The organism is Paraglaciecola sp. L3A3 (assembly GCF_009796765.1).
Classification (GTDB): Bacteria; Pseudomonadota; Gammaproteobacteria; order Enterobacterales; family Alteromonadaceae; genus Paraglaciecola.
In genome coordinates, this window is record NZ_CP047023.1 from 5,241,129 (window position 1) to 5,267,900 (window position 26,772).

Genomic DNA, 26,772 nt, shown 5'->3' on the forward strand with positions numbered 1-26,772 from the left:
ATGCTTAGTTACCAATATATAAAACATCGAACAACCACTTTTCAAAAGGTTGCTATTAAATGTATGGCCTTATCGCTAACTTGTATTGTTTTAGCATCTTGCATCAATAATAACGAAGTAAAACAAACAACTAATGTAGCTAACCCTAAAGTCGCGGTAAATATAGATTATGCGTCCTTTTTATCGCAGCAAGATATGATTTGGGATCGTATTCCAAACAAGTGGACTGTTGCGCCTTATACCGGCAATGGTAATGTCGGTTTTTTATTCTATCAATCAGAAAATGAAGCTAAAAATGTTATCTCCATTCATACCGGTAGACATGATTATTATGACCATCGATTACCCTATGAAGGGGAGGAGATGTTATGGATCTATAGAGGGCGATTACCCCTAGGGCATTTTAATTTAACCTCTAAAGGCGATATAGAGAAAGTTAATCTTAGACTAAGTTTATATGACGCAGAATTGACCGGTGAAATTATCACCAGTGTTGGCTCCTATAAGGTCAAAGGAATAACCCATAGCGAAAATGACATTATTTATTTTGAGACAGATGCGAAAGCGGGCGAAGAAGTTAATATTAGCTGGCATCCTGATGCGCCTTATCCTCCGGTAAAATCTGCCTTTGATAAAGGCCATGGCCCTAAAGCTCCCAATTGGGACCGCATGAGGAACGCACCATTACCTATGCCAGAAGGGCCTTCTTTTAGCCAAGAGGACAACATGCATTTCAGTCTGCAACCTTTATATCAACACAGAGGTGAAACCACAGTTGGTTGGGAAGTGGTAGGCAAAGCAGCTGGAAAACAATACCTATCTGCCAGTGTGCACCATAGTTTTCCTGAAAAAAATAGTCATGAAACGGTTAAAGCAACACTGTTAAAATCCCGCGAATTATTGGCTAATAATGATTTATTTAAAACTCATCAAAAATGGTGGCATGACTATTATCCACAAAGCTATTTGTCTATTGGTGAGCCTGAAAAAGAAGCATTTTATTGGATCCAAATGTATAAACTCGCCTCAGCTAGTCGTGGTGATGGACCCATTCTTGATTTGATGGGGCCATGGTACAACGATACTTTTTGGCCAATGGTGTGGGGGGATTTAAATGTACAGCTAATTTATTGGACACACCTAACCGCTAATAGAATGGAACTGGGTGAATCACTGGTTAATAATATTGATAAGTACCATGACAACTTAACCGGTAATGTACCAGAACGCTGGAAAGATAGTGCTGCGGTTGGGGCATTGTTCCCACAAGATATGGTATCAACTAATGGCGCTAAAGTACCTGATATGTTGGCTTGGTTATTACATGATTATTGGCTGCAATGTCTATATTCAGGCGATAAACAGCGCTTACAAGACGGGTTATTTCCAATTTTGCGTAAAACCGGCAATAGCTACCTTAATTATTTGCAAGAGAATCAGATGATGTCTGAGGATGGCATTATCCACATTGCCAATAGCTGGTCACCTGAATATAAACCAGGTCATGGTCAAGATATCAACTTTACTATTGGGCTACTTCGTTGGACATTTGAAACACTCATTAACCTTAATGACAGCTACGCTATGAATGACCCATTGGCTACTGAATGGCAAAGAATATTAGATAATATTGTTCCATTTCAAGTTGATGAAAATGGTTTAAGGATCGGTAAAGACATTCCTTTTGATAAACCACATCGTCATTATTCTCATTTATTGCCGATATATCCTTTGGCACAAATAACTGTTGAAAACAAAGAGCAAGCCAAATTAGCACGTACCTCTGTGGATCACTGGTTAGATGTCACTATGTATAGCAATAAAAAAGCTGATGCTATGAAAGTGACTGGCTACACGGCAACAGGAGCAAGTTCTATTTATGCAACTTTAGGCGACGGTGAAATGGCCTATAAATATCTAGACTTTTTTATTAATCATAAAAATGTTTCTCCAACTACTATGTATGCTGAAGTTAAGAGTCATCCAGTTATTGAAAGCCCTTTGTCTTATGCCACGTCAGTACACGACATGTTATTGCAAAGTTGGGGTGGCAAAATCAGAGTGTTCCCGGCAACGCCAAAACATTGGCAAGATTTAGCTTTTCATCAATTAAGAACCCAAGGGGCTTTTTTGGTAACAGCAAAAAAAGCAAAGGGGGAGACTCAGTTTGTTGAATTAGAAAGTCTAGTGGGAACCCCACTAGTGATAAGTCCAAATATTAGCAATCCGATTATTTATATAGATGGAAAATTAGCGGATAAATCCCTAGTTAAGCAAGATGAAAATGGTTTTTACGCCATTGATCTAGCTAAAGGTCAGCGGGTGTTATTGATGTCACCAGAAATAACCGCAGCTGATTTAGTAATTAAGCCTCAAAGTATCCAAGAATCACAACAAAACTTATTTGGTTTAAACGATAAAACCACTCGTTTACCTTCACACGCTTTTTATTATGATGAGTAACAATATGAAAGTTATTAAAGGAATTATTGCCACATTGCTTGTAGTTTCAGGTGTACATGTATTTGCATCTGAAGCTAAGCAACCTAATATTATCTTTGTTTTTTCTGATGATCAGAGATTTAACTCTATGAGCATGACAGGTGATCCTGTCACTCAAACCCCTAACCTTGATCAGTTGGCTAAAGAAGGGGTGTTTTTTAATCAAACATTTATAACCAGTCCAATCTGTGGACCTAGTCGAGCCAATATCTTTACTGCCCAATGGGAAAGAAAAAATAAAATAGGTTTTAATTACCTTTCTAAAAATATTATTTCAGAAGGAAGCTTTCGAAAAAGTTGGTTAATGCAATTGAAAAACGCTGGATATTCAACCGCATTTATAGGCAAAGCCCATACAAAAATCGGAGATAGAAGAGATACTATTCTTCGAGATAATATTGATTTTGCCTATTTTAGACAGGGGCATATAGGCTTCTATTTAGATGACCCTAAAAAACCTGAATTTAGTAACTTACATAATAAAACTCAAATAGAAGGTTTTTTTGAAGCCACTAAAGCGTATTTGACCCAGAGTAATGAGTATGATTATTTTTATAAAAATGCTCACTCGTCGATTAAAAACAGTATTGCGAAAAGAGATCCTAAGAAGCCGTTTGCGGCTTGGATTAATTTTAATTTACCTCACGCTGCAAGTATTGGCGGAATGGGAAGCCGCGAGAGCGATCCGGCTCATTACCGTACGTTATATACTCAAAATCAAATGTCTTTACCCGAAGGTTACCCTGTACCGGAAACCTTGCCCAAAGAAGTTTTTTCCGCGGCAGATCTGATGAAATATTACGATGTTTCTAATCCTAATCAATTAAAGAATAAAAAACTGAGCATGAGCCGAGCGGTTTTTTCAATTGATAAATTTATGGGTGACTTACGTGTTTACCTAACCAGTATTGGTGAACAAGATAATACTATTATTATATTTTGTTCCGATAATGGCTTGCTGTTAGGGGAGCACGGTTTAGGAGGAAAAAGCATTCTTTATGATGAAAACGTACATGTACCAATGATTGTATATTCACCATTTTTTGATAAACAGCTCACAGGAAAAAAAATAAATGAGCTGGTTGTAGGTCAAGATATTCCTGCTTCTATTCTAGACTTTGCAGGTATTAAAGTACCTGAGAGTTACCAAGGTAAAAGTTTCACTCCTCTTATTAAAGGTGATAATGCCGCTTGGCGTCAGGAGGTATTTCTTGAAAACCTATTTACTGACCAAGGCTACCCAAGACAAGAAGCTTTGCGGACCAAAGAATATAAATATATTCGTTCATTTAGTAAACAAAATGATAGAAGTAAATATTTACCAGGACAAACCGCTGAGACAGGAGAATTACCTATATATGAAGAGTTATATCACCTAGTTAAAGATCCAAGTGAACAGCACAATTTAGCCCTTGATCCAAAATACCAAGCTGTGCTGAAACAATTTAGAGTTAAAACTAGTCAAGTATTGAAGCAGCTTTTATGAGAGTAAAGTCATAGTAAATATGTGACTTAATTATCAGCAACTAAATTTAATTAATAATTTACAGGAATAGAAAGTGAAGAAAACAATAAGAGGTTTATTTGTTGTTAAGATGCTTGCGATTGGCGCTGCACTAATTATTAGTGGGTGCTCAGAAAAACAGCAGAACAAAATTCAACAGGGGGATGATAACTGGATAGTTTTTGATATAAACCAGTCCGCATCACAACAAAAACAAACAACTTGGCAGTTTGAATTAAATATACCAGCTAAATACGATGTTCAAATTATTAGTGAAATATTAGAGCAAGAGTCGACGAATTCAGCAGTGCCTGATGTGAATGTTGCGATAGATGGTATTGAGATAGCAGCTGAGCTTAAGCATAGTTTTAGAATTATGTCCGACAACAAACCGCTTAATGTATTTGAGTTTCAAACAGCCCATGAGTTTAAAAAAGACGGTGAACATTCTCTTTCAGTTACTCTTGATAAAAATGTTAAACAGGTTCGTTTAGTACCTAACTATAAAAACCCACTGGGTAGCGGTGATTTTCATAAAGAATGGTTAACCATGCATGAGTCTCCAGAAAAACAAGCCGCTTTAAAGTGGTTTAAGGATGCTCGTTTCGGTATGTTTATACACTGGGGACTCTACTCTGGAGCAGCCGGTGAATGGAAAGGTACACGTATAAAAAAGTCGCCGATCCCAGGGCCTGGTGTAGCTGAATGGTTAATGTTCAAATTTCAAATATCTCGTGAAGAGTATGCTGAGTTAGCAAAAGCCTTTAACCCTGATAAATCTTTTGCTCAGAATATTGCGCGCTTAGCTAAAGATGCTGGCATGAAGTATGTAGTGATTACCAGTAAACATCATGATGGTTTTGCTTTGTTTGATTCAAAAGTTTCAGAATTCGACATGGTAGATGCGACGCCCTACAAAGCAGATTTAATTAAAGAGCTTTACGATGCAGTACTCGCCGAAGGCCTAGAATTTGGCGTGTATTATTCTCATGGTAATGATTGGACAGATGGTACTGATGGTAACTATGCCGAAGTTAAAAAGACAAATGACAAGTTAGGTGTATTTACATCATATAAAGGTAAAAACCTATGGGATCCTAGCCCTAATAGTCATAGCGAATATTTACAAAGTAAAGCTTACCCCCAAGTTGCTGAGTTAATTAATTTACTGCCTAAACTACGAGTCATATGGTTTGACGGTGACGGCTTAATTACCGAGAAGCAAGCCTTTGATTTTTATAAACTTGCTTACGATATGAATCCTAATATTTTAGTGAATCGTAGAGTGGGTTATGACTTTGGCGACTACCTTGACGCCGGCGATAATGTGATCCCCTCAGCTGATGACAACCTTGAAAAACATTGGGAGACAGCCGGCACAACTAATAATTCTTGGGGATATAACGATCAAGATTTTGATTGGAAATCAACCAAGGAACTGCTCTATTATTTTATCGACATTACCTCTAAAGGCGGAAATTACCTGTTAAATATTGGACCAGATGGAAAAGGCCATGTGCCAGCAGAAAGTGCTAAAGGATTACGAGAAATGGGGCAGTGGGTAAAAACCAATAGGGACGCTATTTTTGGCACCACACCTTGGACAGTGCAACGTGAAGGGCAGGATGAAACACTTTTAAAAGGCACCGGACACAGAGCTGCAAAAGGTTTTGTTCGTAAGTTTACTCAAAATGATTTTTGGTTTACGGCGCGAGAAAATAAAGTATATGCTATGTCACTTGTGCCAGCTGTAGGAAAAGTGAGTATTAAATCTCTTAATTCAAGTGCTGGTGATATTCAATCTGTGCGGTTGCTTGGCAGTGAGCAGAGTTTAAATTGGCAGCAAAATGCCAATTCATTAGAAATTGATTTTAGCAATGTTGAAACCGCTGAAAATGGTTATGGGGTTGAAGTTGTATTAAAATAAAACGTTTAAATTAGGATTATGTCAGTCGGTTAAACCTGACTGACATAAATCACTAAAAACCGTTATAAGTGTTAGCTAAATCAGATAATTCGGTGGCTGCTTTACGGACAAAAGCTTCAGTTTTGGCTAGACTTAATGAAATGCCTTTTTCTACTATAAAAGGAACTGTAATACAGGCGATGACTTCTTTAGTTTTCCCTAAAAATATGGGGAAAGATAAATCGGTTAAGCCTGAAACAATAGGGCTTTTTGACCTAGCGTGGCCTTTTCCTAGTATTCTTTGAATTAAAGCTTCACATTCTGCTCGGTCAAAATCATCAGCTGTTTTTTCAAACCAATCAAGTGATTCTTCTCTGACTTCTTCATTCATATAAGATAAAAGTACTCTACCAGAGCCTGTTTTATAAAGGTCAAGGTGATGCCCAACTCTTACCGAGAGACCAACTATAGCAGGGCTTTGGACTCTGGCAATAACAACCATATGCTGCTGGTTGGCAACAGCAATGTGGCATGATTGCATGATGTCAGAAGAAAGTTTTTGCATAATGGGAAATGCGGCTTCTACTAATGTGCCAACAGGTGGCACTTTCATACCTAAGTCAAATAACTTATTGGTGATATGGAATGAATCTCCGCCTTCGTTTCTTGCCAGGTAACCTCTATGCTCTAGTGCCGCAATCATTCTATAGATTTCGCTTTTAGAGCGTTCTAAAGTCGTTGATATTTTAGCAAGAGACATAGGCACTTGAACATCCGCTAACAATTCTAATATTTCAAAACCTTTCTCTAATGCTGGGGCAGAATAACTTCGTTTCTTTTTATCTTCCATTTAAAGAATGACCTCGTTTTTTTATTTTCGTGTTCAGAAACTGTTCCGAGCATTTTATAAGTAAATTCATGTTTTTAAAATATTTAATTTACCACATAGCTATTACGCTACTTTTTAGATAAATACTCTACATTAATGACAATAAGCTTGTTATTTACTTCCCGTCACTTTTTTAAAAAAGCCTAAATATTAAAGGTTCGTTTTGTTAGTTGAATTCTTAAATCTGCTCATTGATGTTTTATATGTGAAATGATAGATTGAATTTAAAATACTCAATATCAGTAGGGATAAAATGAAAATTCTATTAAGTTGTTTATGGCCGACACTTTTTTTAGTGAGTTGTGTAACATCACAAGTTGCAGAAATAGGGGATGTAGAAAAAGAAAGGGGAAACACAGCTATTTCTCAGTCACTGCCTAGTGTCACACCAGTTTTAGATGGTGTACGTGCAGATATGACTGCCTTAGCCAATGCTACCACTACACCTAAAGTTTATGATGCGGTAAAAAGAGATAATGGTATTACTGAACTGTATCTTGAAGGGCAACACTATCAAGGTAAGCCTACTAGGATCTTTGCATTATATTCGGCGCCTCAGACACCTTATGTTACTAAAAGTGGTGAAATTCCTGCGGTAGTATTAGTACATGGTGGTGGTGGTAGCGCATTCGAACAATGGGTGACCAAATGGAATGATGCAGGCTTTGCGGCTATTAGTATTGCAGTTGAAGGACAGACTGATCAGAAGGATGCAAACAACAAGTGGCAGAAGCATGCGTTTTCTGGCCCTGCAAGAGCTGCAATATACGGCGACGCTGATAAACCTATTTCTGAACAATGGATGTACCATGCGGTAAGCGCAACTATTACAGCCCGTAAATTTTTAGCATCTCAGCCCAATATTAGTAAAAGCGATATTGGCCTGTCTGGTATTTCATGGGGAGGGGTTATCACTTCTACTGTAATTGGCTTTGATCCTTCATTTAAATTTGCTATCCCAGTTTATGGTAATGGCTTTCTCGATCAGATGGACAACCAATATGGTCGCAGCTTGGCTGAAAACTTATCCTATAAAAATGTTTGGGAGCCAGGACTAAATATTGAACAATATAAAAACCCTTCATTGTGGCTGACATGGCGAAATGACGTACATTTTGCATTAGATGCTCAAGCAAAAACATATGGATTATTAAGTAATAATGTTGCTAATTCTATCAAGTTGGGTATTAGGCACGGACATATAGCTGGGTGGAAACAACCTGAGTCCTACTTTTTTGCTCATCAGGTTATTAATAATAATGCAAGTTGGGTAGAGAGCCGTGATCTAATCTTGACTGAAGATAATACAGCATCAGCTACCTTTCAAATTAAACTTAGCCCACAAATGTATACGGTGCAAAGCGCCAAGGTAAATTTCACTGCAGGGCAAGGACATACAGGACCAGCAAGTTGGCAAGAAATGTCCGCTAGTTGGCGTGTAAAGTCAAACGGTACGATCACTGTCGAGTTTGAAAATATGCCTAAAGACGTAACCCATTGGTTTATCAACATAGAGGTTGATATAAAGAGCGATAGCCAAAAAATTGATGAAGCATTGACAGTTAGTAGCGCGGTATATTCAGCCAATACCTAATCGGCTCGAAAGCCATTCTCCGCAGTATTACTAACCTGCGGGGACACTTTTTTCTGGTTTATCTAATGACAGATGCTGAGGCCCATTCTCATTCTCATAGTCAAAAGATTACTTAAATACGTTATTTTGCATGTATTTAGTCTATTACTCAATAAACATGTGTATTTTACACCCGCTCCTAACTCATTATAAATTAAGTCTTTTTTATTAAATTCAAAACTTCTTATAAAAATATATCAAATACCTCTTGTTTCAAATGTGAAACAACGTTTATTATACAGAAACATTCAAAAAGAACACATAAAACAAACAAAAAATTCACATCGGAGCGGCAAAATGTCTTTAACCATTCACAAAAAGAATAAGCTAACCAGTGCTATATCAATGGCAATATTTTCAATTGGGGCGTTAAGTGTAAATCTTGTTTCAGCCCAAGAATCCAACCAAACCGCAGAAAATGATGGCCTTGAAGTCATCGAAGTAACGGGTAGCATGCGTGCAAGTTATGAAGGTGCAATTGGTGAAAAACGTATAGCGAATACAGTTGTTGAAGTATTGACCTCAGAAGATATTGGTCAATTTGTGGATGACAGTATTGCTGGTGCTTTACAACGTATGCCCGGTATTCAAATTGAAGAAGATAACGCAGGTACTGACGGTGATCGTGTCTCTATACGCGGCTTAGGTCCACAATTTGTAAACTCATCTATTAATGGTCGAACACTTTTATCCTCAGGTAATGAAGCTGGTGGATTAAGAAAAATGAATTTTAATGTTTTTCCATCGACCATTCTCAGTGGAGTTCGTGTTGCCAAAGGGCAAACCGCTAGAGATCCTGAAAGTGGTTTGGCGGGGCAAGTTGATTTGCAAACATTGCGTCCATTGGATCTTGCAAAGCTTGATAAGAAACAACAAACAGGCACCATTTCTTATAAACATGAACAAGGTAAACTAGGCGATACAGACGGCGGCTTAATTGATGGTGTTTTTGCTTGGAGAAATGAAGCAAAAGATATTGGTTTCTATTTTGGTGGTGTTGCTGGTGAGTCTGATAGATGGACACAACAAGCCAGTGAAACAAAAGTAGTACGAAATCTTTTAGTAGATAATGATGGCGATGGGCTTTCAGATGAAACACTTACTGGTGTCAGTGTTCCGAATGCACATACAGCTAGAACATCCAAGCAAGTTATAACGCGTAAAGCATTTAGTGGAGGCGTTCAATGGCAGCCAAATGAAGATATTAATATTGTCTACGATGCTACTTTTGCTCGGTTTAACAATGAATCACAAAGAGATAATGGTCAATTAATTTTCAATCCTGTTTGGGGCGCAACTGTGTTTGATGCAGACGCAATTAATGTGGATGAAGATAACGTACTTCGCTCAGCTGATTTTAGTCAAACCACAGGCGGAGGAGCTATTCTGAGCAGGGTTCAGGATATGCGCTATTCAAATTTCACCGATAACTTTATCACTGGTTTAAATGTAGATTGGGTTAAAGGTGATTTAACAACTAATGTGGATATTTACTATTCTGATGTGAAATATTCACAAGACTTACGTTTTCCTATTTTTAATAAGAACTTAGATAAGACCCTTGCCACATATGATAATTTTGGGGTGACACCTAAGATAACAACTGGGGCAGATAGACTTGATCCAACCGGTTATACCTACCTGCAGTCTGTTATTCGCGAAATTGAACTTGATGGTAAAAATCATGGTGCAACAGTTAAGTTCAATTATATTCTAGAAAACAACTGGATAGATACGGTTGATTTCGGAGTACATTATGAAAAAACGGATATCCAGTCTTATCGTTCTTTAGCCCCTGGTTATACTAATCCCGAACAAGCTGCTGAAATTGCTGCGGCCGCAATAAGTGGTGAAATTGTGGATGACAACTATTTATCTGGTACAGGTTACGGACCTGCTACATGGTTAAAAGCTGATTTCGATGCAGTCGGTGCTATAGATCCTACGATTTATATAACAGGCATAGATAACATTGGTATTGATGCAGGCGCATCCCATGAAAGTATTGAAGAAATATTCTCCTTGTATGCTCAAGCAAATATTGATTCGCAATTAGCTGGTATGTCTTTAACCGGAAATGTAGGGGTAAGGGCAGTTAATACTAAAAATGAAGCGACCGCATTAACTGTCGGTACCTCGGATGAAGCTATTACTAATACAACCAGTAATGATTACTGGGAATATTTGCCGAGTGTGAATTTTAATCTTGGCTTAACAGATGATTCCGCATTAAGGTTTGGTTTTTCTAAAACATTATCTCGCCCAGAATACGCTGAAATGGCGCCTATTATCAGTGGTAACTTGCCTACAGAATGTGATACTGAGCTTGAAGATGATTGTCGAGGAAATGCGGTATCAGGTAATCCAACCTTAGATCCAATGACATCGTTAAATTATGATATTACTTATGAGTATTATAATGAATATGATGGCGCCGCTATAGCCAGTGTGTTTTATAAAGATGTATCTGATTTTATTATTGATGACTTAACTTTTGATCAAACATTAGTGGGTCAGCCTCAAGATATATTATTTAATGTAACTCAGCCGGTAAACTTCTCAGATGGTGAAGCAAAAGGATTTGAATTAGGTTTTTATCAACCCTTTGATAAGTTAATTCCAGCCTTAAAAGGCTTTGGTGTATCAGGTAATTATACAAAAGTTAAAAGTTCATTCGATGAAGATGTAGGTGATTCAGGTTTTGGTTTCCCAGGTTCATCTGAGAATAACTATAACTTTGTCGGCTTTTATGAAAAAAATGGCTTTGGAGTACGTCTAGCTTATGTATATCGGGATGACTTTTTCCGTAGTTTAGCAGGACAAGGGTCACAAACGTCAGATGCCCGTTTTACCCGTTACTCTAAAGATATGAGCATCAATATTAGATACGCATTTAATAAAAACTTCTTGGTTATGTTCAATGGCACAAACTTATTAGATGACGTACGTCGAGACCACATTGGTATAGAGTCTAAGTATTTAGATTATTTTTATACTGGTAGAGCTTATTCTTTAACAGCAAGATATAACTTCTAATATAACTCGTACCAACACAAAAATAGTAAACAAAACGCCTTATAGCTGTTAAATGACTTAAGGCGTTTTTTGTTTAATTAAAGCACTTGGATAATACCATTTTTAACCAAAATACAATCCATATTAGCAGCTTCAGCGGCTTGCCTGCCTATTTCTGTATCTTCAAACACTACACATTCAGTCGGCTCGACGCCAAGTAACTCCGCCACTCGAAGAAAAGTGTCAGGATGAGGTTTACCATTGGTCACGTCTGAAGCCGTCACCAAAACAGGAATTTTTTTATCTAAACCAGTTTTGGCCAACACATCTAGAGCATGCTGACGTTCTGAACCTGTACCTATACCCATTTTTAGCTTGCCTTGATAATGATCGACCACAGCACAGGTTTGCTCAATTATGCTGGGTGTATCTGCGATGGCAGTCCAATATTCACGCTTTTTTGCCGCGACTTCATCTGGATCACAGTTCAAACTAAATTTATTATTTAACAAAACAGCAATCTGTCTGGTGGGAACACCGCCTAACCCATGCATATACTCAGGATCAAAATCGTAGCCAAAATGTTCACAAGTATTCTGCCACGCTTTTACATGAGCGCCCATAGAGTCGATTAAGGTGCCGTCCATATCAAAAACGATAGCTTTATAACGAGTCAAATCCAACATTAATCACAGTTACCTTGTAGTTTATAATTCTGCTACAGATTGGCGTTTCCGCTATTTATTTGCAAGTAATGAGTTAAGCTATAATGATATTGATTAAAACTGATTACACTATTTTACAATCTACTCATATCATTTAGTTTGAATTTTCAGTAGGCTAAACTGTCTATGTTATGAGTACACAAAACAATATACAGGAAAGTTCATGAGCGAAGAGTCTAACAAGTCATTAGTCCCGCACTTCACTATAGCTGCGGTAGTTATTGCAATTATACTGGCAGTTTTCTTTTGGCCGAGCGAGCCTGAAGTAGAACCTGCTCCGAAAATAATTGAGCCCGTTTTACAACCAAAAGCGCCTGAGCCAATTGTCGAACCTGAAATAACTGAGCCCGAACCTTATATACCCGAACCAGAGCCAATCGAAGAGCCTGTTATCGAAGAGCCAATACCAGAGCCTGAACCTTTAGACACAAGTGATGGTACAGTAAAAACTAAGTTACTCACCTTAACTGATTATGATGCTTTTGCCCGTTTATTAATTGACGAGTCGCTATTACAAAGATTTGTAGTGATGACTAATACCTTGGCAGATGAAAATATCTCAGCAAGTCATAGTGTATTAGCTCGTCCAGAAAAGGCTTTTCGTACATACAGACAAGCAGATAAAGACTGGATTGACCCCGCTAGTTACAAGCGTTACACCCCCTATATTGATATATTTGATTCAATCGAAACAGCCTCTTTACTCGAGTTATATCAAGAGTACAAACCTGCTATCGATGACATTTTTGCAGAAATCAGCAGCCCTAGTGACGACTTCGAAGAAAAGCTGGTTGAAGCCTTAGATATTTTACTTGATACCCCTGAAGTACCAGCACCTGTCGAAGTTTATACCGACAGTGTGATGTTTAAATTTGCCGATGAAAGATTAGAAAAGCTTTCAGCGCCACAAAAACAACTATTACGCACCGGCCCAGAAAACATGCGCCGAATTAAAGCTAAATTACGCGAAATTAAACAAGCTTTTGAACAATAGTCTTTATCACATAGGTAGAAATTTTCTGTGCTTCTCCAACTTGGATTAGCACACAATTTCACTTTTTAAATACCCTGAACTCGGATGAAGAATTGTCGTGTCAATTTAATTTTTACCAAAGATTTCACGGTTTACAGATACACATTCATTTTGATTTACATCAACACTTACTCGATGGCGATATTTTTGTGGATAACAAGGCGGATTTTCTAACAATAGCTGGCTATTGTTAGAAAATCTAACGCAGTTAAGCGCAAAAAAACGTTATTGAGATGCTCGGCTTATCCAGTATTCAGGTTAACTAATTCGGCAACACTTTTCGTGTTGCTAATCCTTTCTAACATAAGCAATACAAAAACCAGCAATTAAACTGGCAAATAATATTACCAATGCTATATATATTGAATGTACTGATAGGTTGCAGTACCCATTCTAGTTGAATGAAATTCTGAATTATTCGGTACAAAGTGGTGTATTAAAACATATACATTCACGCCACCACCTGATTTGCTTTAAACAAATTAGGTTTTAATAATGCAGTCACCTGAACTTATATCCAGGTATAACCAAGGAAATTGTCATGGCAATAGGAGAAGAACTTTCCAGTATTGACTTTAAATCTATGATTGGTGGGCCTTTAGATGCTGTTGTACGAGCCCAAGCCCAGTCAGCTCAAACCTCGGTGGACTTTATCAAAGCAGTCGGGTTTGATGAAGATACCAACGAACCAACTATGGTGACATTTAGTTACATGAAAGCGGTAGAAATAAAAGATGCCGACGGAAATGTAACTTCAGTAGAACCGAAAAAGTTTGATTTAACAGTCCCAATACTCACTATGTTACCTATCCCCTTTATTCGGGTAGAAGAAACAACTATTAGCTTTAACGCAAAAATAAACTCAGTACAGGAGTCTACAACATCATCATCCAAAAGCCTTAACGCAAGTTTATCTGCCAAAGGTGGATGGGGACCGGTCTCAGTCAAAGTTAGCGCGAGTTATTCCAGCAAAAGCGCAAAATCCAGTTCATCCAAAATTGAACGAACATATAGTTTGTCGGTAAATGTAAGAGCAGTTCAAGATGAATTGCCCGCAGGAACTGAAAAACTATTAGGTATTTTAGAAAACTCTATAACGGAAGTGGAATCGGCAGCTTAATTTTAAGGGGCATTTTGCCCCTTTCTATTTTGAGTAAAACTACAGAGGTTGGATATGTCAGAATTAAGTGAAGTGTTAGGTGCTGTGATGATCAGTTTAGTTCATGCTAGGCGTTTAGCAGATGAAGAAACAGCAGCTGTAGCTGAGTATTATAAAGATAACCCTTTATTAGAGGGCATGAGCTTACCCAGAGTACGTGTGCCAGAATTAACCATAGATATGCCTATTACATTTGAACAGCATATCCCAGCCAAAGATGCCGAACTAGATACACCAAGTAATATTCATAAAGCACTGATGGAACAATTTAAACAGAGTCTAGATGATGAAGATATTCTGAGTAAAACCAAAAGTTTTCAGGCTTCTTTTGATAAAGAGTCAAAACTGGCTTTAGACAAAATATCTGAAATGCAGCGTTCAGGAAATACTCGCGTTACCCGTGAAGCATTATTGAGAAGTATTGATGATGCTTTTGCCAAGTCACTGAAAAAGAATACAGCCAATAAAGAAATTCCATTTGAAAAAACCCAAGTAGTAAACAAATCAATTAGGCATAAGCTATCTCAAGTGGCATTAAAATCTAATTCTTATCCTTTGTCTTTAGTCGCTAACGCAACGACTAGCTCAATCAAAGAGTCAACTAATCCAGCCAATAGCGTAAGGTTACAAATAACCTTACGTGAAGAAGGATTAGAATGGGCAACGAGTAGTCAGGATGGCAAAATCAAAAATCGCTTACAACCTGAGTAAATTATGCGCTCTATTGCTAAAGAAAAAATTATCCAGCAGCTGTTACAGTTAACGAATATCACTGACCAATACATGTTATTAGATCCTAGTTATCCACAAAAATCTTTAACTTGGTTAGTTGAGACTGAAAAGCACTTAGAACCGCTTCGTCTGCCTGTTGTATCAAGGCTCGCAACCTTAAGAGGTATGTTGGTAGCCTGTGACGACGGATACCAAGATCCAAATATATCCCAATCATCACGCAGCAAACGTAAGGCTAAGAGAGCTTTAACTGCGCAAATTATCAGCCAAGCGGAACAAGCTCTTAGAGAAGAGGTTGACATTATTGATCACGGTTTTAGTGAATTAATAGACAAGTTATCTCAGTTATTAGCCATTAGATTTGCTCAACAAGAGCTACCAACAACCCCACAAGTGACTATGGGATACGTAGACAATATCTGGCGATTACTAGGCGACAACCAAGAAACCAAAAGCATGTATAGATATATAGAAGCGAGAGTTGGAGAAACTGATCGTCGATATTTATTACAAACACTATTAGACAACATGTTATCTCATAATAACGAATAACTAATTAACGACCTTTCTTCACTACATATCTATATGGGCTTTTGTCAATATCAGTTGCCACCAACTCATGTTCCATAAAACGGCAAAAGCTAGGAATATCACGAGTGGTAGAATGATCATCCGCGGTCACACATAAGGTTTGACCCACTTGCATTTCGCGAATTTTTAACCGCACCATCATTACCGGTTCTGGGCAACGCAGACCTAAAGCATCAAGTTCAAAATCAGCGTTATCGAAGAAGTTTAATTCACTCAAAAAACTAAATCCCGTAATCGACTCTATACTGTTGAATATTAGCCAGATGTTCAGCCATATCTGTCTTATCCGCTAAATATTCAACTAGGTCAGCTAAACTAACAATAGACACTACTTGAGTATTAAAATCACGCTCGACTTCTTGAATGGCCGACAACTCACCTTGACCTTTTTCTTGTCTGTCTAAAGCAATCAACACCCCAGCTAACTCAGCATTATTCTGTTGGATCAACAACATAGATTCACGAATAGCAGTACCCGCAGTAATGACATCATCCACCAGCATAATCTTCCCCGCTAATGGGCTACCTACCAAACTGCCGCCTTCACCATGGGTTTTAGCTTCTTTACGATTAAAACAATAAGGCTTATCTACGCCGTGTTTATCGGCTAGAGCAACGGCTGTAGTGGTAGCAATGGGAATACCTTTATACGCAGGGCCAAACAACACATCGTAATCAATATTAGCTGATTGCAAAGCTTGCGCATAAAACTGGCCAAGCTTAGCTAAATCACCACCGGTATTAAATAAACCAGCGTTAAAAAAGTACGGGCTAGTACGCCCTGACTTAAGGGTAAATTGCCCAAATTTTAAAACATTTCGAGCAAGGGCAAATTCAATAAATTCTTTTTGATAATCCTGCATAGTTAACTCTAATTCTGGTGGTTTAATTTAAGGCTGATTTTTGTTCGTCAAATAATTCACGAATACCGTGTTTAGCTAACTCTAACATTTCGTTTAATTCATCAAAGTCAAAAGGTTCGCCCTCGGCAGTACCTTGTACTTCAATCAATTTTCCTGTGTCTGTCATCACAACATTCATATCTGTTTCAGCATCAGAATCTTCAAGGTATTCTAAGTCAGCAATAGCCACACCTTTGTAAACGCCGACAGACAAAGCTGCAATCATATGTTTAATAGGATTGGTTTTTAAAATCCCTTTGGCGCGCATCCAACTTAAGGCATCAGCTAAAGCTACACATGCTCCTGTAATAGAAGCAGTTCGAGTACCGCCGTCAGCTTGAATAACATCACAATCAACTACTATGGTGTTTTCGCCTAATAATTTCAAATCAACCGCAGCACGCAAAGAACGAGCGATTAAACGTTGGATCTCAAGAGTACGACCACCTTGTTTACCACGAGCAGCTTCACGATCAGAACGAGTATGAGTCGCTCTTGGTAACATGCTGTATTCTGCTGTTACCCAACCTTTACCTTTACCTTTCATAAAACGAGGCACACCTTCAGTCACAGAGGCATTACATAATACCTTGGTATTGCCAAATTCAATTAATACTGAACCTTCAGCGTGACAGGTAAAGTTTCTAGTAATAGTTACAGGGCGGATTTGGCTTGCAGTTCTTCCACTCGGACGCATGGTGTACTCCATCAATAAATTTGCGGCGAATTATAACCACAAAGTCTTTAAGCGTCCTGAATAATTAACCCAATTATTTGTTCCACTCTAATCTGACATAGAATTAAAAGTGAATGACACTCGCAGATAAGCCATTCAGAGGTATAATAGCCACACTTAAACTTTTGGAGTGATTTTGATGATTTACAGTATGACCGCCTTTGCCCGCCGAGAACTTAAAGCCGAGTGGGGCACAGCTGTATGGGAGATTCGCTCAGTTAATCAAAGGTTTTTAGAAACTTATTTTCGTTTACCTGAACAATTCAAAAGCATGGAGCCAGTGCTACGCGAACGTTTTCGTAAAAGTTTACAACGAGGAAAAGTCGAATGCGCCTTAAGATTTGTTGCTAACGATGCGGCCGTTGGACAATTAAGCTTAAACGAAAATCTCGCTAAACAGTTAATGCAAGCAGCGGATTGGGTGCAAAGCCAAGGTTCTACAACTGGTGTAAACCCGGTGGATATTTTACGTTGGCCTGGAGTGATAGCTGCCGAAGAAGCTGATATGGACAGTATTCAAGGCGACATTCTAAAAGAATTCGATTTAACCCTAAAAGACTTTATTGCCGCCCGTGCCACCGAAGGCGCTAACTTAAAAGTGATGATCGAACAACGCTTAGACGGTATTCAGGTTGAAGTGGATAAAGTAACTGGCTTTATGCCAGAAATAATTCAATGGCAACGTGAAAAAATTCAAGCTCGTTTTGCAGAAGCCAAAATTGAATTAGACGCCACCCGTGTTGAACAAGAAATGGTAATGTTAGCGCAAAAAGTCGACGTGGCCGAAGAACTAGATCGTTTAGTATCACACATAAGTGAAACCCGTAAAATCCTCAACAAAGGCGGAGCTATCGGCCGCAGACTTGATTTTATGATGCAAGAATTTAACCGCGAGTCTAACACCCTAGGTTCAAAATCAATTAATACCGACACGACCCAATCAGCGGTAGAATTAAAAGTATTGATTGAACAAATGAGAGAACAGATCGCGAATATAGAATAAAATTTCATAACGACCCGTAAAGTACTTATACAATTGAAATATAAGTACTTTATAAAAATACTCGATTCACCACATTTCAAAAACTCTTATAAAAGCTCACATCTTATGTTGACAGAATTGTAGACAGAGATTGCTTTAACTCTTATAGTTGAACTTTACCTGTCAACATATAAGTAGCTAGTAAAGTGTCAATCAAAACAGATAAACAAATCAAAGCGCTATTGAAAGTGGGTAAGCCAGTTAAGAAAGCTTGTGGTAATGGCCTTTACTTCAGAGTCAGTAAAGAAGTAACTGGCTTTTGGCTTTACAAATACTCATTTAACAAAGTTCGTAAAGATATGACTATCGGTCGCTACCCTGAGATGTCGTTTGCAGATGCAAATAAAAGAATCCTTGAGCTTCGCAATTTGGTTGCTAGCCATAAAGACCCTCAGATAGAAAAAAAAAGAGAGTCACAAAACACCTTTAGAACTGTTGATGATTTGGCTCAAGATTGGCTAGTGACTAAAGCTAAGAAGGTCAAAAACCCTCAAATTCCCATTCGTGTATATACAAAAGATATCGCGCCTTTGATTGGCAAAATGGCACTAACCGATGTGAGCCCTCTCGACGTCCGTCGGGTGATTGAAAATATAAATGAAAGCGAAAGGCCTTGCATTGCAAATGATGCTCTTGGATACATGAAGCAATTATTTAGACACGGCATTAAGTTAGACTTTATTATCAACAATCCTGCGTTAGTCTTTGGCCCAGAAGATGCTGGAGGTAGTGAAGTATCCCGAACTCGATATCTTTCTCAAAAAGAGATAAAAGAAGTATTTAAGCAAATTAATATTCATATCGAAACCATCTGTTATGAAAATAAGTTAGCCTTTTTCTTATTGCTTAGTTTAGGTGTTCGAAAGGGAGAATTAATTGAGTCAACTTGGTCTGAATTTGACTTCGATAAGCGAATTTGGAGTATACCGGCAGAACGAACTAAGACTAACACTGCATTTGAGATTCCCCTTTCTGATAACGTATATTCAGTGTTTATGGAGTTAAAGGTATTTGCAAGAGGTTCTGATAACGTTTTTCCAAATCGTCGTGTTAGTAAGCGCTCTAGCCATATAAGTGGTGACACGCTTAACAGGGCATTAGATAGACTTTTTGACCTATCAGTAGGCAAGTTTGAAAGGTTTACTGTACACGACCTTCGTAGGAGCTTCAGAAGCCTATTGGCAGAGCTAAAGGTACCTTCTCATATTGGTGAAAGATGCTTGAACCACAGAATCAGAGGTGTTGAGGGCGTATATGATCGATATGACTATTTTGACGAACGAAAAGAGGCGCTTGAAAAAATTAGTAAAGAATTAGCATTGTTGGTGGAATGACAACATTTATTTAAGTATAGCAATGCGATGACTATTTGAACTCACAGAACAATGCGGAATTGTAGCTATGTGCCATAAGGAGCCATTCAACTTATAATAAATAAACGTCACAGACCCCATCAATTTCAACCACGGGGATGTTCGTAACTCTGCCCCCGTAAATTTATCCGTACCGCTCAAAAAAAAGAACCACAAACACGGCGGGAAACACAATTGTAGTAGGGAGTATCAATTAGACTGATTTGGCTTTTTCGTGGCTAAGGCATAACAGACCATCCGTGGTTGTTTGAATACCTTAAAGTTTAGGACATAACCATTAGTTTGCTTCTTTTAAAGATGGGTGTCATCTTTGGTTTTTTAACGACATATACAAAGAACCCGAGCCTAAAGCGCTGTTAGTTGTTTATGTAGACTACTTTAAACGGACTGCTATCGATGCTTCATCTTGGAAATATGATGCCCAGCCAATGTGCAACTTAAAAGAACCTCCCGACCCGAGCGCTTTGCAAGTGGCACCGATATTATTTTTAGAGTTGGCTTTGATATACGTTACAAAAGTGCAGACGTTTCTTCCATCCCTACGAGCGTTAATAATTACATCAGCCGATTTTTCTGAAGTATTAGATATCGTTGTAGTTATATATCCTCCGACCGATCGAATGTTGCCATAATTTAGTCCCTCGGACGTTGGATTTCCGTCACAAGCAGTTAACGTTATAAAGAAAAATAATGCGGCTAAATATTTGTTCATTAACACATCCTTTTAATAAATTATCACCGTCAATAGATAGAACATCCAATGAAACTTGCAACTATCTTAGATCCTCAAATTCAAATTAACAAGTATTTGGATTATAAGTAAAATAAAACGTCTTTTTCATAAAATGAAAATATATTATTCCTCATATTTTCCATATTGACATCTCCCTTATATCCTTGAGGGAGTGAAGTCGGTTGTTTTTCGTCTATTACTCAACTTTTTCACATAATTCAGAATTCAAAACAAGCGCCTCCCACTGTTGTGCAAACCAGTTTAAATATTGCTTTTATTCAAACAGACTTACCTGAGGCGGTGTTCTACTTTGTGGGGGCAATGCTTTGATCAATGTCTGCTGATCGCTCGAAACCGAACTTCGCATTTGATTAATCGTCATGCTGACGCAACTATAAGATATGAAATATATGAGCAGCTTTTTTTAAGAAAGCATAGCTACCATGGTCGGTTCTTACACCTAGGACTTTGATCTTAGCTTACCCTCTTCAATCACTTTTTCGATGAATGGTTTCATAATTGCTTTGAAGAGATTCGCTCATCACGTACTTTTTGCCACCGTAGAAAGGCTGTCAGCTTTTGACTTACAAAGGTAGTTAGCAAATCCCTGATCGATTTAATGTTTCACCTTCGATTTCATGTTTAATTACTGCGAATTCTTATGGTTAATCCATTGACGCCACAGCTACCTATATTTATAGTTGAATACAAGCTATACAAAGCACAACCAGCGTTGCTATCTTGTAAGGAAGACTGTAAATATGAAATACGTCACTTATCTCCGGGTTAGTACCAAAGAGCAGGGAAAATCGGGGCTGGGCTTAGAAGCCCAGAAACGCGACATAAGACTTTATCTCGACAACTACAGCCCAACTCCATACAAAGTTATCGAAGAATTCTTAGAAATCGACTCAGGCGCTAATTCAGCAAGAGCTACTTTAAACGAAGCAATCAATTTGGCTAAAAAACATGACGCTACACTATTAGTGGCTAAGCTTGACCGTCTAAGCAGAAAGGTATCGTTCATCGCTTCGTTAATGGAAGATAGGAAGCTAAATTTCAAAGTAGCGACAATGCCACATGCAGATCCTTTCCAATTACACATTTACGCGGCCTTAGCGGAACAAGAAAGAGAGTTCATCAGTAAACGTACTAAGGCCGCACTTGCCGAAGCAAAAGCCCGTGGCGCACGTTTAGGAGGCTTAAGAACAACAACTAATGAACGTAATGTAGCCAAGCGTAAACAAGCTGACCAATTTGCTAAAAGCTTATGGCCTATAATTGAGCCGATGACTTTAACTTCGGTTGCTTACTCTGATATTGCAAAGCGATTAAACCAAATGAATGTTCAAAGTGCCAACGGAGGCATGTTCTGGGCAAGCACAGTAAGTAATATAGTGAAAAGAATGAATGAAGTACCAACTATAAGAAAATGAAATATAGCATATATAGCGAAATTTCGCGGTAAAAACCGAAATTTTTATTTAGTATTATTACCAAATATGGAAGGTAGTTATATATCATATTAGTGGCAGTTCGGACTATTTAAGTACTTTAATTATAGCTCTTCTATTTTCTGGACCACCGCTTATTCTCAAACCTGCATGCACCCACCAAGATGAAGTATTTAGGTGTCCATAGATCTAAGGAAAGGCGCGCGAAGCGCGACCTACTCTTTATTAATTACAATGTAAAGTTCATAAACTAATCACTCTCTAATAACACGTGCACTATCGGACTTTTTAGAGGGTTTCACACTTGGTTTACGTCCCTCTTTCTTTTCAGGAGTAGCACTTCCATGCGCTTTTTCCCAGTGCTTATGGTCGAGATTCGACTCGGCTTTTTTATGCTCTTTGTCATCATGTTTGGGCTCTTCAGAGAGAACAGAAAAGCTAAACGACAGGGTAAATAACAAAACTAAATATTTATAAAATTTCATAATTTTCATCCTAGTTTATTGAGGCTGGTCCACGCGTGCCCACGTTAGCTGCTTTTGCCTTTGGAAGCATAGAGTGAAATGGGCTTGAGTAATCATACAATTTCGTTCGTTCATAATCTTCGACACCTGAAGACTTTTCTTTCTCTATAATAGCGTTCAATCGTTCAATTTCTTTGACCCTAATTTTGTATACATTTGATATATCGCTATCGGAATAACCCAAGCTAATTAGTGATGTTCTAACAGCTAACCAATCCAATGCTTCTTTTGTTGTAGAAGGTTTTATTTGCCCTTCCCATGGAACTGAAATTGCTATTTTTTTTCCACTATTACGATAAAAATCACCTGATATTAAGCCAAGAAATAAAGATACTGAAGTAAATATCAAGCAAGCGCCTACAGAACTTTTACTTAGAGTGAATTTTTCACCATCGTTTGACAGATACTCCGTACCAACAATGGCTCCAGCCAGGCCAAATATAGCTGTCAAAAAATGTCCGACAACTGGAGAGTTCGATGCTCCAATTGTAAATCCAATAAAAACTGAAAATAGGATAAACCCCACATGTAATATCAAGCTAAAACTCCTTGTTTATTTCTAACCGTTCTTAGCGATAGCTAAGCGCGTAACTTATGACCAGTCAGCTCGATATATTCAAAAGCTAAATCGACACTACCAAAAGATCTTACAAGCATTCGCTTTGTATGAGTCAGGACTTCTTTCTCTGAACTTAAGCTTAATAATTGCAGCCATGTTTTCACGAGTACGATAGGTGGGGTAGATTGCGGCACGAAGTTCTTCCTTGAAACTGATATTGAGATCTAAAGTTAGTCTAATGCAATTAATTCGTCAAATGAATGACAGGAATATTTTCAAGACATCACTCTGTTTTGCTATATCTCCTAATCAAACTGTTATTACCGCAATCAGTCATATTGATATGGGCCGTAGTAGAGAGCATTATTACCCCAAGCATGGGCATGAACTAATGAAGTTAAAGTCCTCTACCATTCAATTAACCTAACGTTATTAAACGTTAACTAATAGCGAAGGCAAGGGTTTGATCTGGAGGAAACAGCTAGCAAGTTTTCAAGCTGAATATGAAAACGACTATATTTTCTGTTCACGGCACCGCAAGCCATCTAACCCATCTCGCACCCATAACAAGTACTCCGTTAACGAACTCCACCACAAATTCAGAATTTCCATTTCCTATTTAAATCGCTACTATGGTAAAAATTGGTATATATCGAAGTTTATTACTCTTTGTAATAATTAATAAAAAACTCTCATCTAACACGGATATCGTTAATGCAGCACAAGCTCTCCTTACAACAACTTGAATCATTTCTTTGGAAAACAGCAGACATTCTGCGCGGCAACATGGATGCCTCTGAGTTTAAAGATTACATCTTCGGCATGATGTTCCTCAAACGCTTATCAGACTCTTTTGATGAAGAGCGTGAAAAAATTATCGACTATTATATTGGCAAAGGTAAAACCGCTGCCGAGGCGACTGCACTGGCAGAAGACGAGGATGAATACGACAGCACCTTCTTTATCCCGCAAACCGCACGCTGGGATCACCTAAAGGACTTAAAGCACGATATAGGTGCCGAGCTTAATAAAGCCACCGAAGCCATTGAAGAGCACAACAGCTCGCTTGAAGGGGTGCTGGTGAGCATCGACTTTAATATTAAAAACAAGCTGTCAGACAAAAAGCTCCGCGACTTACTTTCACACTTTAGCTTGCACCGCCTGCGTACTGCTGATTTTGAGCGGCCAGACTTGCTGGGTACCGCTTATGAATACCTCATTAAGATGTTTGCCGACAGTGCCGGTAAAAAAGGAGGCGAGTTTTATACTCCCAGTGAAGTGGTGCAATTACTGGTGTCGTTGCTCAAACCTCATGCGGGTATGCGCACCTACGACCCTACAGTTGGGTCAGGCGGCATGTTGATTCAAATGCGCAACTACCTTGCCTTACACGGTGAAAACCCCGCTAACTTGTCGTTGGCAGGGCAAGAGATGAACCTGAATACGTGGGCAATTTGTAAGATGAATATGTTCTTGCACGGTGTGTTCAGTGCCGACATTCGTAAAGGCGATACCTTGCGTGATCCGCAGCATAAAGACCAAGGCCAGTTGATGACCTTTGACAGGGTAATCGCCAATCCTCCGTTCTCTCTCAAAGGCTGGGGTAAAGAAGAGTGTGACAATGACGGCTATGGACGATTCCCTTATGGCACGCCGCCAAAAGACGCCGGTGACTTAGCCTTTGTGCAACATATGATTGCCAGCGTAAACAGCGATGGCATGGCAGGCATAGTGATGCCCCATGGGGTACTGTTTCGCGGCTCAAGCGAAAAAGCTATACGCCAAGGCATACTACAAGATGATTTATTAGAAGCCGTGGTTGGTTTACCGTCTGGGCTATTCTACGGCACCGGTATACCAGCCTGCTTGCTTATCATCAACAAAAACAAACCTGCAGCACGTAAAAACAAAGTGCTGTTCATCAACGGCGAGTTAGAGTTTCAGGAAGGCAAAAACCAGAACACCTTACGCCAGTGCGACATAGACAAAATTGTGCAAACCTTTGATGATTACCAAGACATCAAACGCTACGCCAAAGTAGTTGATGTTAGTGAGATTGCTGATAACGACTTCAACCTCAACATTCGCCGTTATGCTGATACTTCACCACCACCTGAAATCTTTGATGTACGTGCCATCTTGCACGGTGGCGTGCCAGTGCGTGAAGTGCACAATGACTACATTCAAGAAGAAATCCTTGAAGGGTTTGATGTGAGCGTTGTGTTCGATAGGCGTGATGGAGAGTCCTCAACGGAACAAGGGTATTACGACTTCAAACCTGAGATTACAGCCAAAGAAGAATTGCGCACTAAGGTAGGTGACGCCAGTGCTAGCGTTATCAGCCAACTTGAGCGTTGGTGGGATAAGTACCACGTTTCTTTGCATCAGCTTGATGAGCAGTTAGCCACCGCTGAGTCGGTGATGAAGGGATATCTGGCGGAGTTGGGGTATGAGTAGTGAGGCTCCAGAGGGGTGGATCAAATGTAAGTACGAAAGTCTTCTAAAAGGCAAACTTACTAATGGTCTGTATAAACATGCTGATTTCTACGGAAAGGGTAACGCCAAAATTTTAGATATTGGTTATTTGTTTAATAAAGATAAAACATCGTTAGAGGGTTGTTCCCAGATAGAGCTTACTGAGACTGAAAGAGCTAAATATAAACTTCAATTCGGAGATATTCTTTTTAACAGAGTATCCGTTAAGCCAGAAGGTGTAGGTCTTTGCGTGCTAGTAGAGGAACACGACTTCGATCTTGTGTTCGAGTCGAATATTATTAAATCCACTTTAAATTTAGAACATACCAACCCGCTATATACCTCATATTTACTTAATTCAGAAGTTTTACGCAAAGCAATTTTTATACGTGCGAAAATCACCGCTCAAGCTAGTATTGGACAAGAAGATTTATTATCCCTTGAATTGCTTTTACCCCCCCTCCCAGAACAACAAAAAATCACCCAAATACTCACCTCCGTTGACGAGGTGATTGAAAAAACACAGGCGCAAATTGACAAATTAAAAGACTTGAAAACCGCCATGATGCAAGAGTTACTGACCAAAGGGATCGGGCATCTTGAATTCAAAGACTCGCCCGTGGGGAAGATTCCGGTTGGGTGGGAGGTCAAGACGATAGAAGAGGTTACGACTGACGTTACTTATGGACTCACTGTTCGTCCTAAATATATAAATGTAGGTGTTCCTCTGGTATCTGGGAAGGAATGCAAAGATGGTTGGTTAGACTTTTCCATTTCAAACAAAATATCAGTTAGTGATTTTGGTGCATTAAGACCTCGAAGCTTACCTAAAGTTGATGATGTTATAATGACAAAAACTGGAACCGTAGGCAGGGTGGCACTGGTTCGTAAAGAATATCCGGCTTTTGCAATATCACAAAATGTTGCGTTACTCACTCCGAATAAATCACAAATAGTTCCTGAATTTTTGGAGTTATTGTTAACCTCTCAAAAGATTAAAGAACAAATTCGGTTGGGAATTTCTACTTTAAGCATTCCCGATTTGCAATTAGGTGTTCTTAAAAACTTTCAAATTTCATTGCCGAACCAAAATGAACAAAAAGAAATCGCACGCATCATCACTTGCACGAAGACAAAAATAAATTCTTGCAACAACAAGTTGAGCAGCATTCTTTCATTAAAAAAAGGCCTAATGCAAGACTTGCTCACGGGCAAAGTACGCGTTAACACTGACCAATTCAACTCATCGCTCTCGGCAAGCTAGATGCAGGTATACAAGGAATAG

22 protein-coding genes and 1 pseudogene are annotated in these 26,772 nt (G+C 38.7%); 15 read left to right on the forward strand and 8 right to left on the reverse strand.

The window, feature by feature from the left end:
• The 3 genes from GQR87_RS21800 (at nucleotide 1) to GQR87_RS21810 (ending at nucleotide 5,933) form a co-directional block, all read left to right on the forward strand.
• Nucleotides 1-2,463, forward strand: a complete 2,463-nt coding sequence (locus tag GQR87_RS21800; protein ID WP_158972770.1) for a hypothetical protein — start codon at nucleotides 1-3, stop codon at nucleotides 2,461-2,463.
• Nucleotides 2,464-2,467: 4 nt separating this feature from the next.
• On the forward strand, nucleotides 2,468-3,988 hold the full coding sequence (locus GQR87_RS21805; protein WP_199271662.1) for a sulfatase-like hydrolase/transferase: 1,521 nt from the start codon (nucleotides 2,468-2,470) through the stop codon (nucleotides 3,986-3,988).
• Nucleotides 3,989-4,061: 73 nt separating this feature from the next.
• Nucleotides 4,062-5,933, forward strand: a complete 1,872-nt coding sequence (locus tag GQR87_RS21810; protein WP_158972772.1) for an alpha-L-fucosidase — start codon at nucleotides 4,062-4,064, stop codon at nucleotides 5,931-5,933.
• Nucleotides 5,934-5,985: 52 nt separating this feature from the next.
• Here GQR87_RS21810 and GQR87_RS21815 read toward each other — a convergent pair whose 3' ends face one another.
• On the reverse strand, nucleotides 5,986-6,762 hold the full coding sequence (locus GQR87_RS21815; RefSeq protein WP_158972773.1) for an IclR family transcriptional regulator: 777 nt from the start codon (nucleotides 6,760-6,762) through the stop codon (nucleotides 5,986-5,988).
• A gap of 292 nt (nucleotides 6,763-7,054) precedes the next feature.
• Between GQR87_RS21815 and GQR87_RS21820 the strand changes: the two genes are divergently transcribed.
• Together GQR87_RS21820 and GQR87_RS21825 are read left to right on the forward strand one after the other, a co-directional pair.
• The gene (locus GQR87_RS21820) at nucleotides 7,055-8,395 is read left to right on the forward strand and encodes a S9 family peptidase (protein WP_158972774.1); all 1,341 of its coding nucleotides are present in this window, start codon (nucleotides 7,055-7,057) and stop codon (nucleotides 8,393-8,395) included.
• 336 nt (nucleotides 8,396-8,731) lie between these two features.
• Nucleotides 8,732-11,470 (forward strand): TonB-dependent receptor, encoded by a 2,739-nt coding sequence (locus GQR87_RS21825; RefSeq protein ID WP_158972775.1) that lies wholly within the window; start codon nucleotides 8,732-8,734, stop codon nucleotides 11,468-11,470.
• Nucleotides 11,471-11,547: 77 nt separating this feature from the next.
• Here the strand turns inward: GQR87_RS21825 and GQR87_RS21830 are convergent, their stop codons facing one another.
• Entirely contained in the window at nucleotides 11,548-12,135 is a 588-nt protein-coding gene (locus GQR87_RS21830; protein ID WP_158972776.1) for an HAD family phosphatase, read from the reverse strand.
• Between the two features lie 202 nt (nucleotides 12,136-12,337).
• Here GQR87_RS21830 and GQR87_RS21835 point away from each other — a divergent pair, with 202 nt between their 5' ends.
• The 4 genes from GQR87_RS21835 to GQR87_RS21850 all read left to right on the forward strand — a co-directional run bounded on the left by GQR87_RS21835 (nucleotide 12,338) and on the right by GQR87_RS21850 (nucleotide 15,650).
• Nucleotides 12,338-13,168 carry a DUF3014 domain-containing protein gene (locus GQR87_RS21835; protein ID WP_158972777.1) on the forward strand — a complete coding sequence of 277 codons (831 nt, stop codon included), beginning with the start codon at nucleotides 12,338-12,340 and terminating at the stop codon, nucleotides 13,166-13,168.
• 580 nt (nucleotides 13,169-13,748) lie between these two features.
• Nucleotides 13,749-14,327, forward strand: a complete 579-nt coding sequence (locus GQR87_RS21840; protein WP_158972778.1) for a DUF2589 domain-containing protein — start codon at nucleotides 13,749-13,751, stop codon at nucleotides 14,325-14,327.
• 54 nt (nucleotides 14,328-14,381) lie between these two features.
• Nucleotides 14,382-15,077 (forward strand): amidase, encoded by a 696-nt coding sequence (locus GQR87_RS21845; protein ID WP_158972779.1) that lies wholly within the window; start codon nucleotides 14,382-14,384, stop codon nucleotides 15,075-15,077.
• A gap of 3 nt (nucleotides 15,078-15,080) precedes the next feature.
• A complete protein-coding gene (locus GQR87_RS21850) occupies nucleotides 15,081-15,650 on the forward strand; it encodes a hypothetical protein (protein WP_158972780.1) in 570 nt (189 codons plus the stop codon).
• 4 nt (nucleotides 15,651-15,654) lie between these two features.
• On the opposite strand, the gene tusA is transcribed toward GQR87_RS21850, so the two are convergent.
• From tusA to rph, 3 genes are read right to left on the reverse strand one after another with little or no spacing between them, the layout of a single operon-like run.
• A complete protein-coding gene (gene tusA / locus GQR87_RS21855; RefSeq protein WP_158972781.1) occupies nucleotides 15,655-15,906 on the reverse strand; it encodes a sulfurtransferase TusA in 252 nt (83 codons plus the stop codon).
• Between the two features lie 4 nt (nucleotides 15,907-15,910).
• Nucleotides 15,911-16,552 carry an orotate phosphoribosyltransferase gene (pyrE, locus tag GQR87_RS21860; RefSeq protein ID WP_158972782.1) on the reverse strand — a complete coding sequence of 214 codons (642 nt, stop codon included), beginning with the start codon at nucleotides 16,550-16,552 and terminating at the stop codon, nucleotides 15,911-15,913.
• 22 nt (nucleotides 16,553-16,574) lie between these two features.
• Nucleotides 16,575-17,288, reverse strand: coding sequence for a ribonuclease PH (gene rph / locus GQR87_RS21865; RefSeq protein WP_158972783.1), 714 nt, complete (start codon nucleotides 17,286-17,288; stop codon nucleotides 16,575-16,577).
• Between the two features lie 178 nt (nucleotides 17,289-17,466).
• Between rph and GQR87_RS21870 the strand changes: the two genes are divergently transcribed.
• Both GQR87_RS21870 and GQR87_RS21875 read left to right on the forward strand, forming a co-directional pair.
• Nucleotides 17,467-18,330 carry a YicC/YloC family endoribonuclease gene (locus tag GQR87_RS21870; RefSeq protein ID WP_158973162.1) on the forward strand — a complete coding sequence of 288 codons (864 nt, stop codon included), beginning with the start codon at nucleotides 17,467-17,469 and terminating at the stop codon, nucleotides 18,328-18,330.
• A 185-nt stretch (nucleotides 18,331-18,515) separates the two neighbouring features.
• Entirely contained in the window at nucleotides 18,516-19,703 is a 1,188-nt protein-coding gene (locus GQR87_RS21875) for a site-specific integrase (protein WP_158972784.1), read from the forward strand.
• A gap of 128 nt (nucleotides 19,704-19,831) precedes the next feature.
• Here the strand turns inward: GQR87_RS21875 and GQR87_RS22680 are convergent.
• Nucleotides 19,832-19,945: pseudogene (locus GQR87_RS22680) on the reverse strand (transposase); the annotation flags it as partial.
• Between the two features lie 1,291 nt (nucleotides 19,946-21,236).
• On the opposite strand from GQR87_RS22680, the gene GQR87_RS21885 reads away from it, so the two are divergent.
• Nucleotides 21,237-21,911 (forward strand): recombinase family protein, encoded by a 675-nt coding sequence (locus GQR87_RS21885; RefSeq protein ID WP_158972785.1) that lies wholly within the window; start codon nucleotides 21,237-21,239, stop codon nucleotides 21,909-21,911.
• Nucleotides 21,912-22,183: 272 nt separating this feature from the next.
• Here GQR87_RS21885 and GQR87_RS21890 read toward each other — a convergent pair whose 3' ends face one another.
• Complete coding sequence (locus GQR87_RS21890; RefSeq protein ID WP_158972786.1) at nucleotides 22,184-22,414, reverse strand: hypothetical protein; 231 nt, start codon at nucleotides 22,412-22,414, stop codon at nucleotides 22,184-22,186.
• Nucleotides 22,415-22,424: 10 nt separating this feature from the next.
• Complete coding sequence (locus GQR87_RS21895) at nucleotides 22,425-22,991, reverse strand: hypothetical protein (protein ID WP_158972787.1); 567 nt, start codon at nucleotides 22,989-22,991, stop codon at nucleotides 22,425-22,427.
• Nucleotides 22,992-23,250: 259 nt separating this feature from the next.
• On the opposite strand from GQR87_RS21895, the gene GQR87_RS21900 reads away from it, so the two are divergent.
• From GQR87_RS21900 to GQR87_RS21910, 3 genes are all read left to right on the forward strand, one after another.
• Complete coding sequence (locus GQR87_RS21900; protein WP_158972788.1) at nucleotides 23,251-23,439, forward strand: hypothetical protein; 189 nt, start codon at nucleotides 23,251-23,253, stop codon at nucleotides 23,437-23,439.
• Between the two features lie 287 nt (nucleotides 23,440-23,726).
• Entirely contained in the window at nucleotides 23,727-25,469 is a 1,743-nt protein-coding gene (locus tag GQR87_RS21905) for a type I restriction-modification system subunit M (protein ID WP_158972789.1), read from the forward strand.
• A complete protein-coding gene (locus GQR87_RS21910; protein ID WP_158972790.1) occupies nucleotides 25,462-26,751 on the forward strand; it encodes a restriction endonuclease subunit S in 1,290 nt (429 codons plus the stop codon). Before GQR87_RS21905 ends, GQR87_RS21910 begins: the two co-directional genes overlap by 8 nt.
• Nucleotides 26,752-26,772 lie beyond the last annotated feature (21 nt).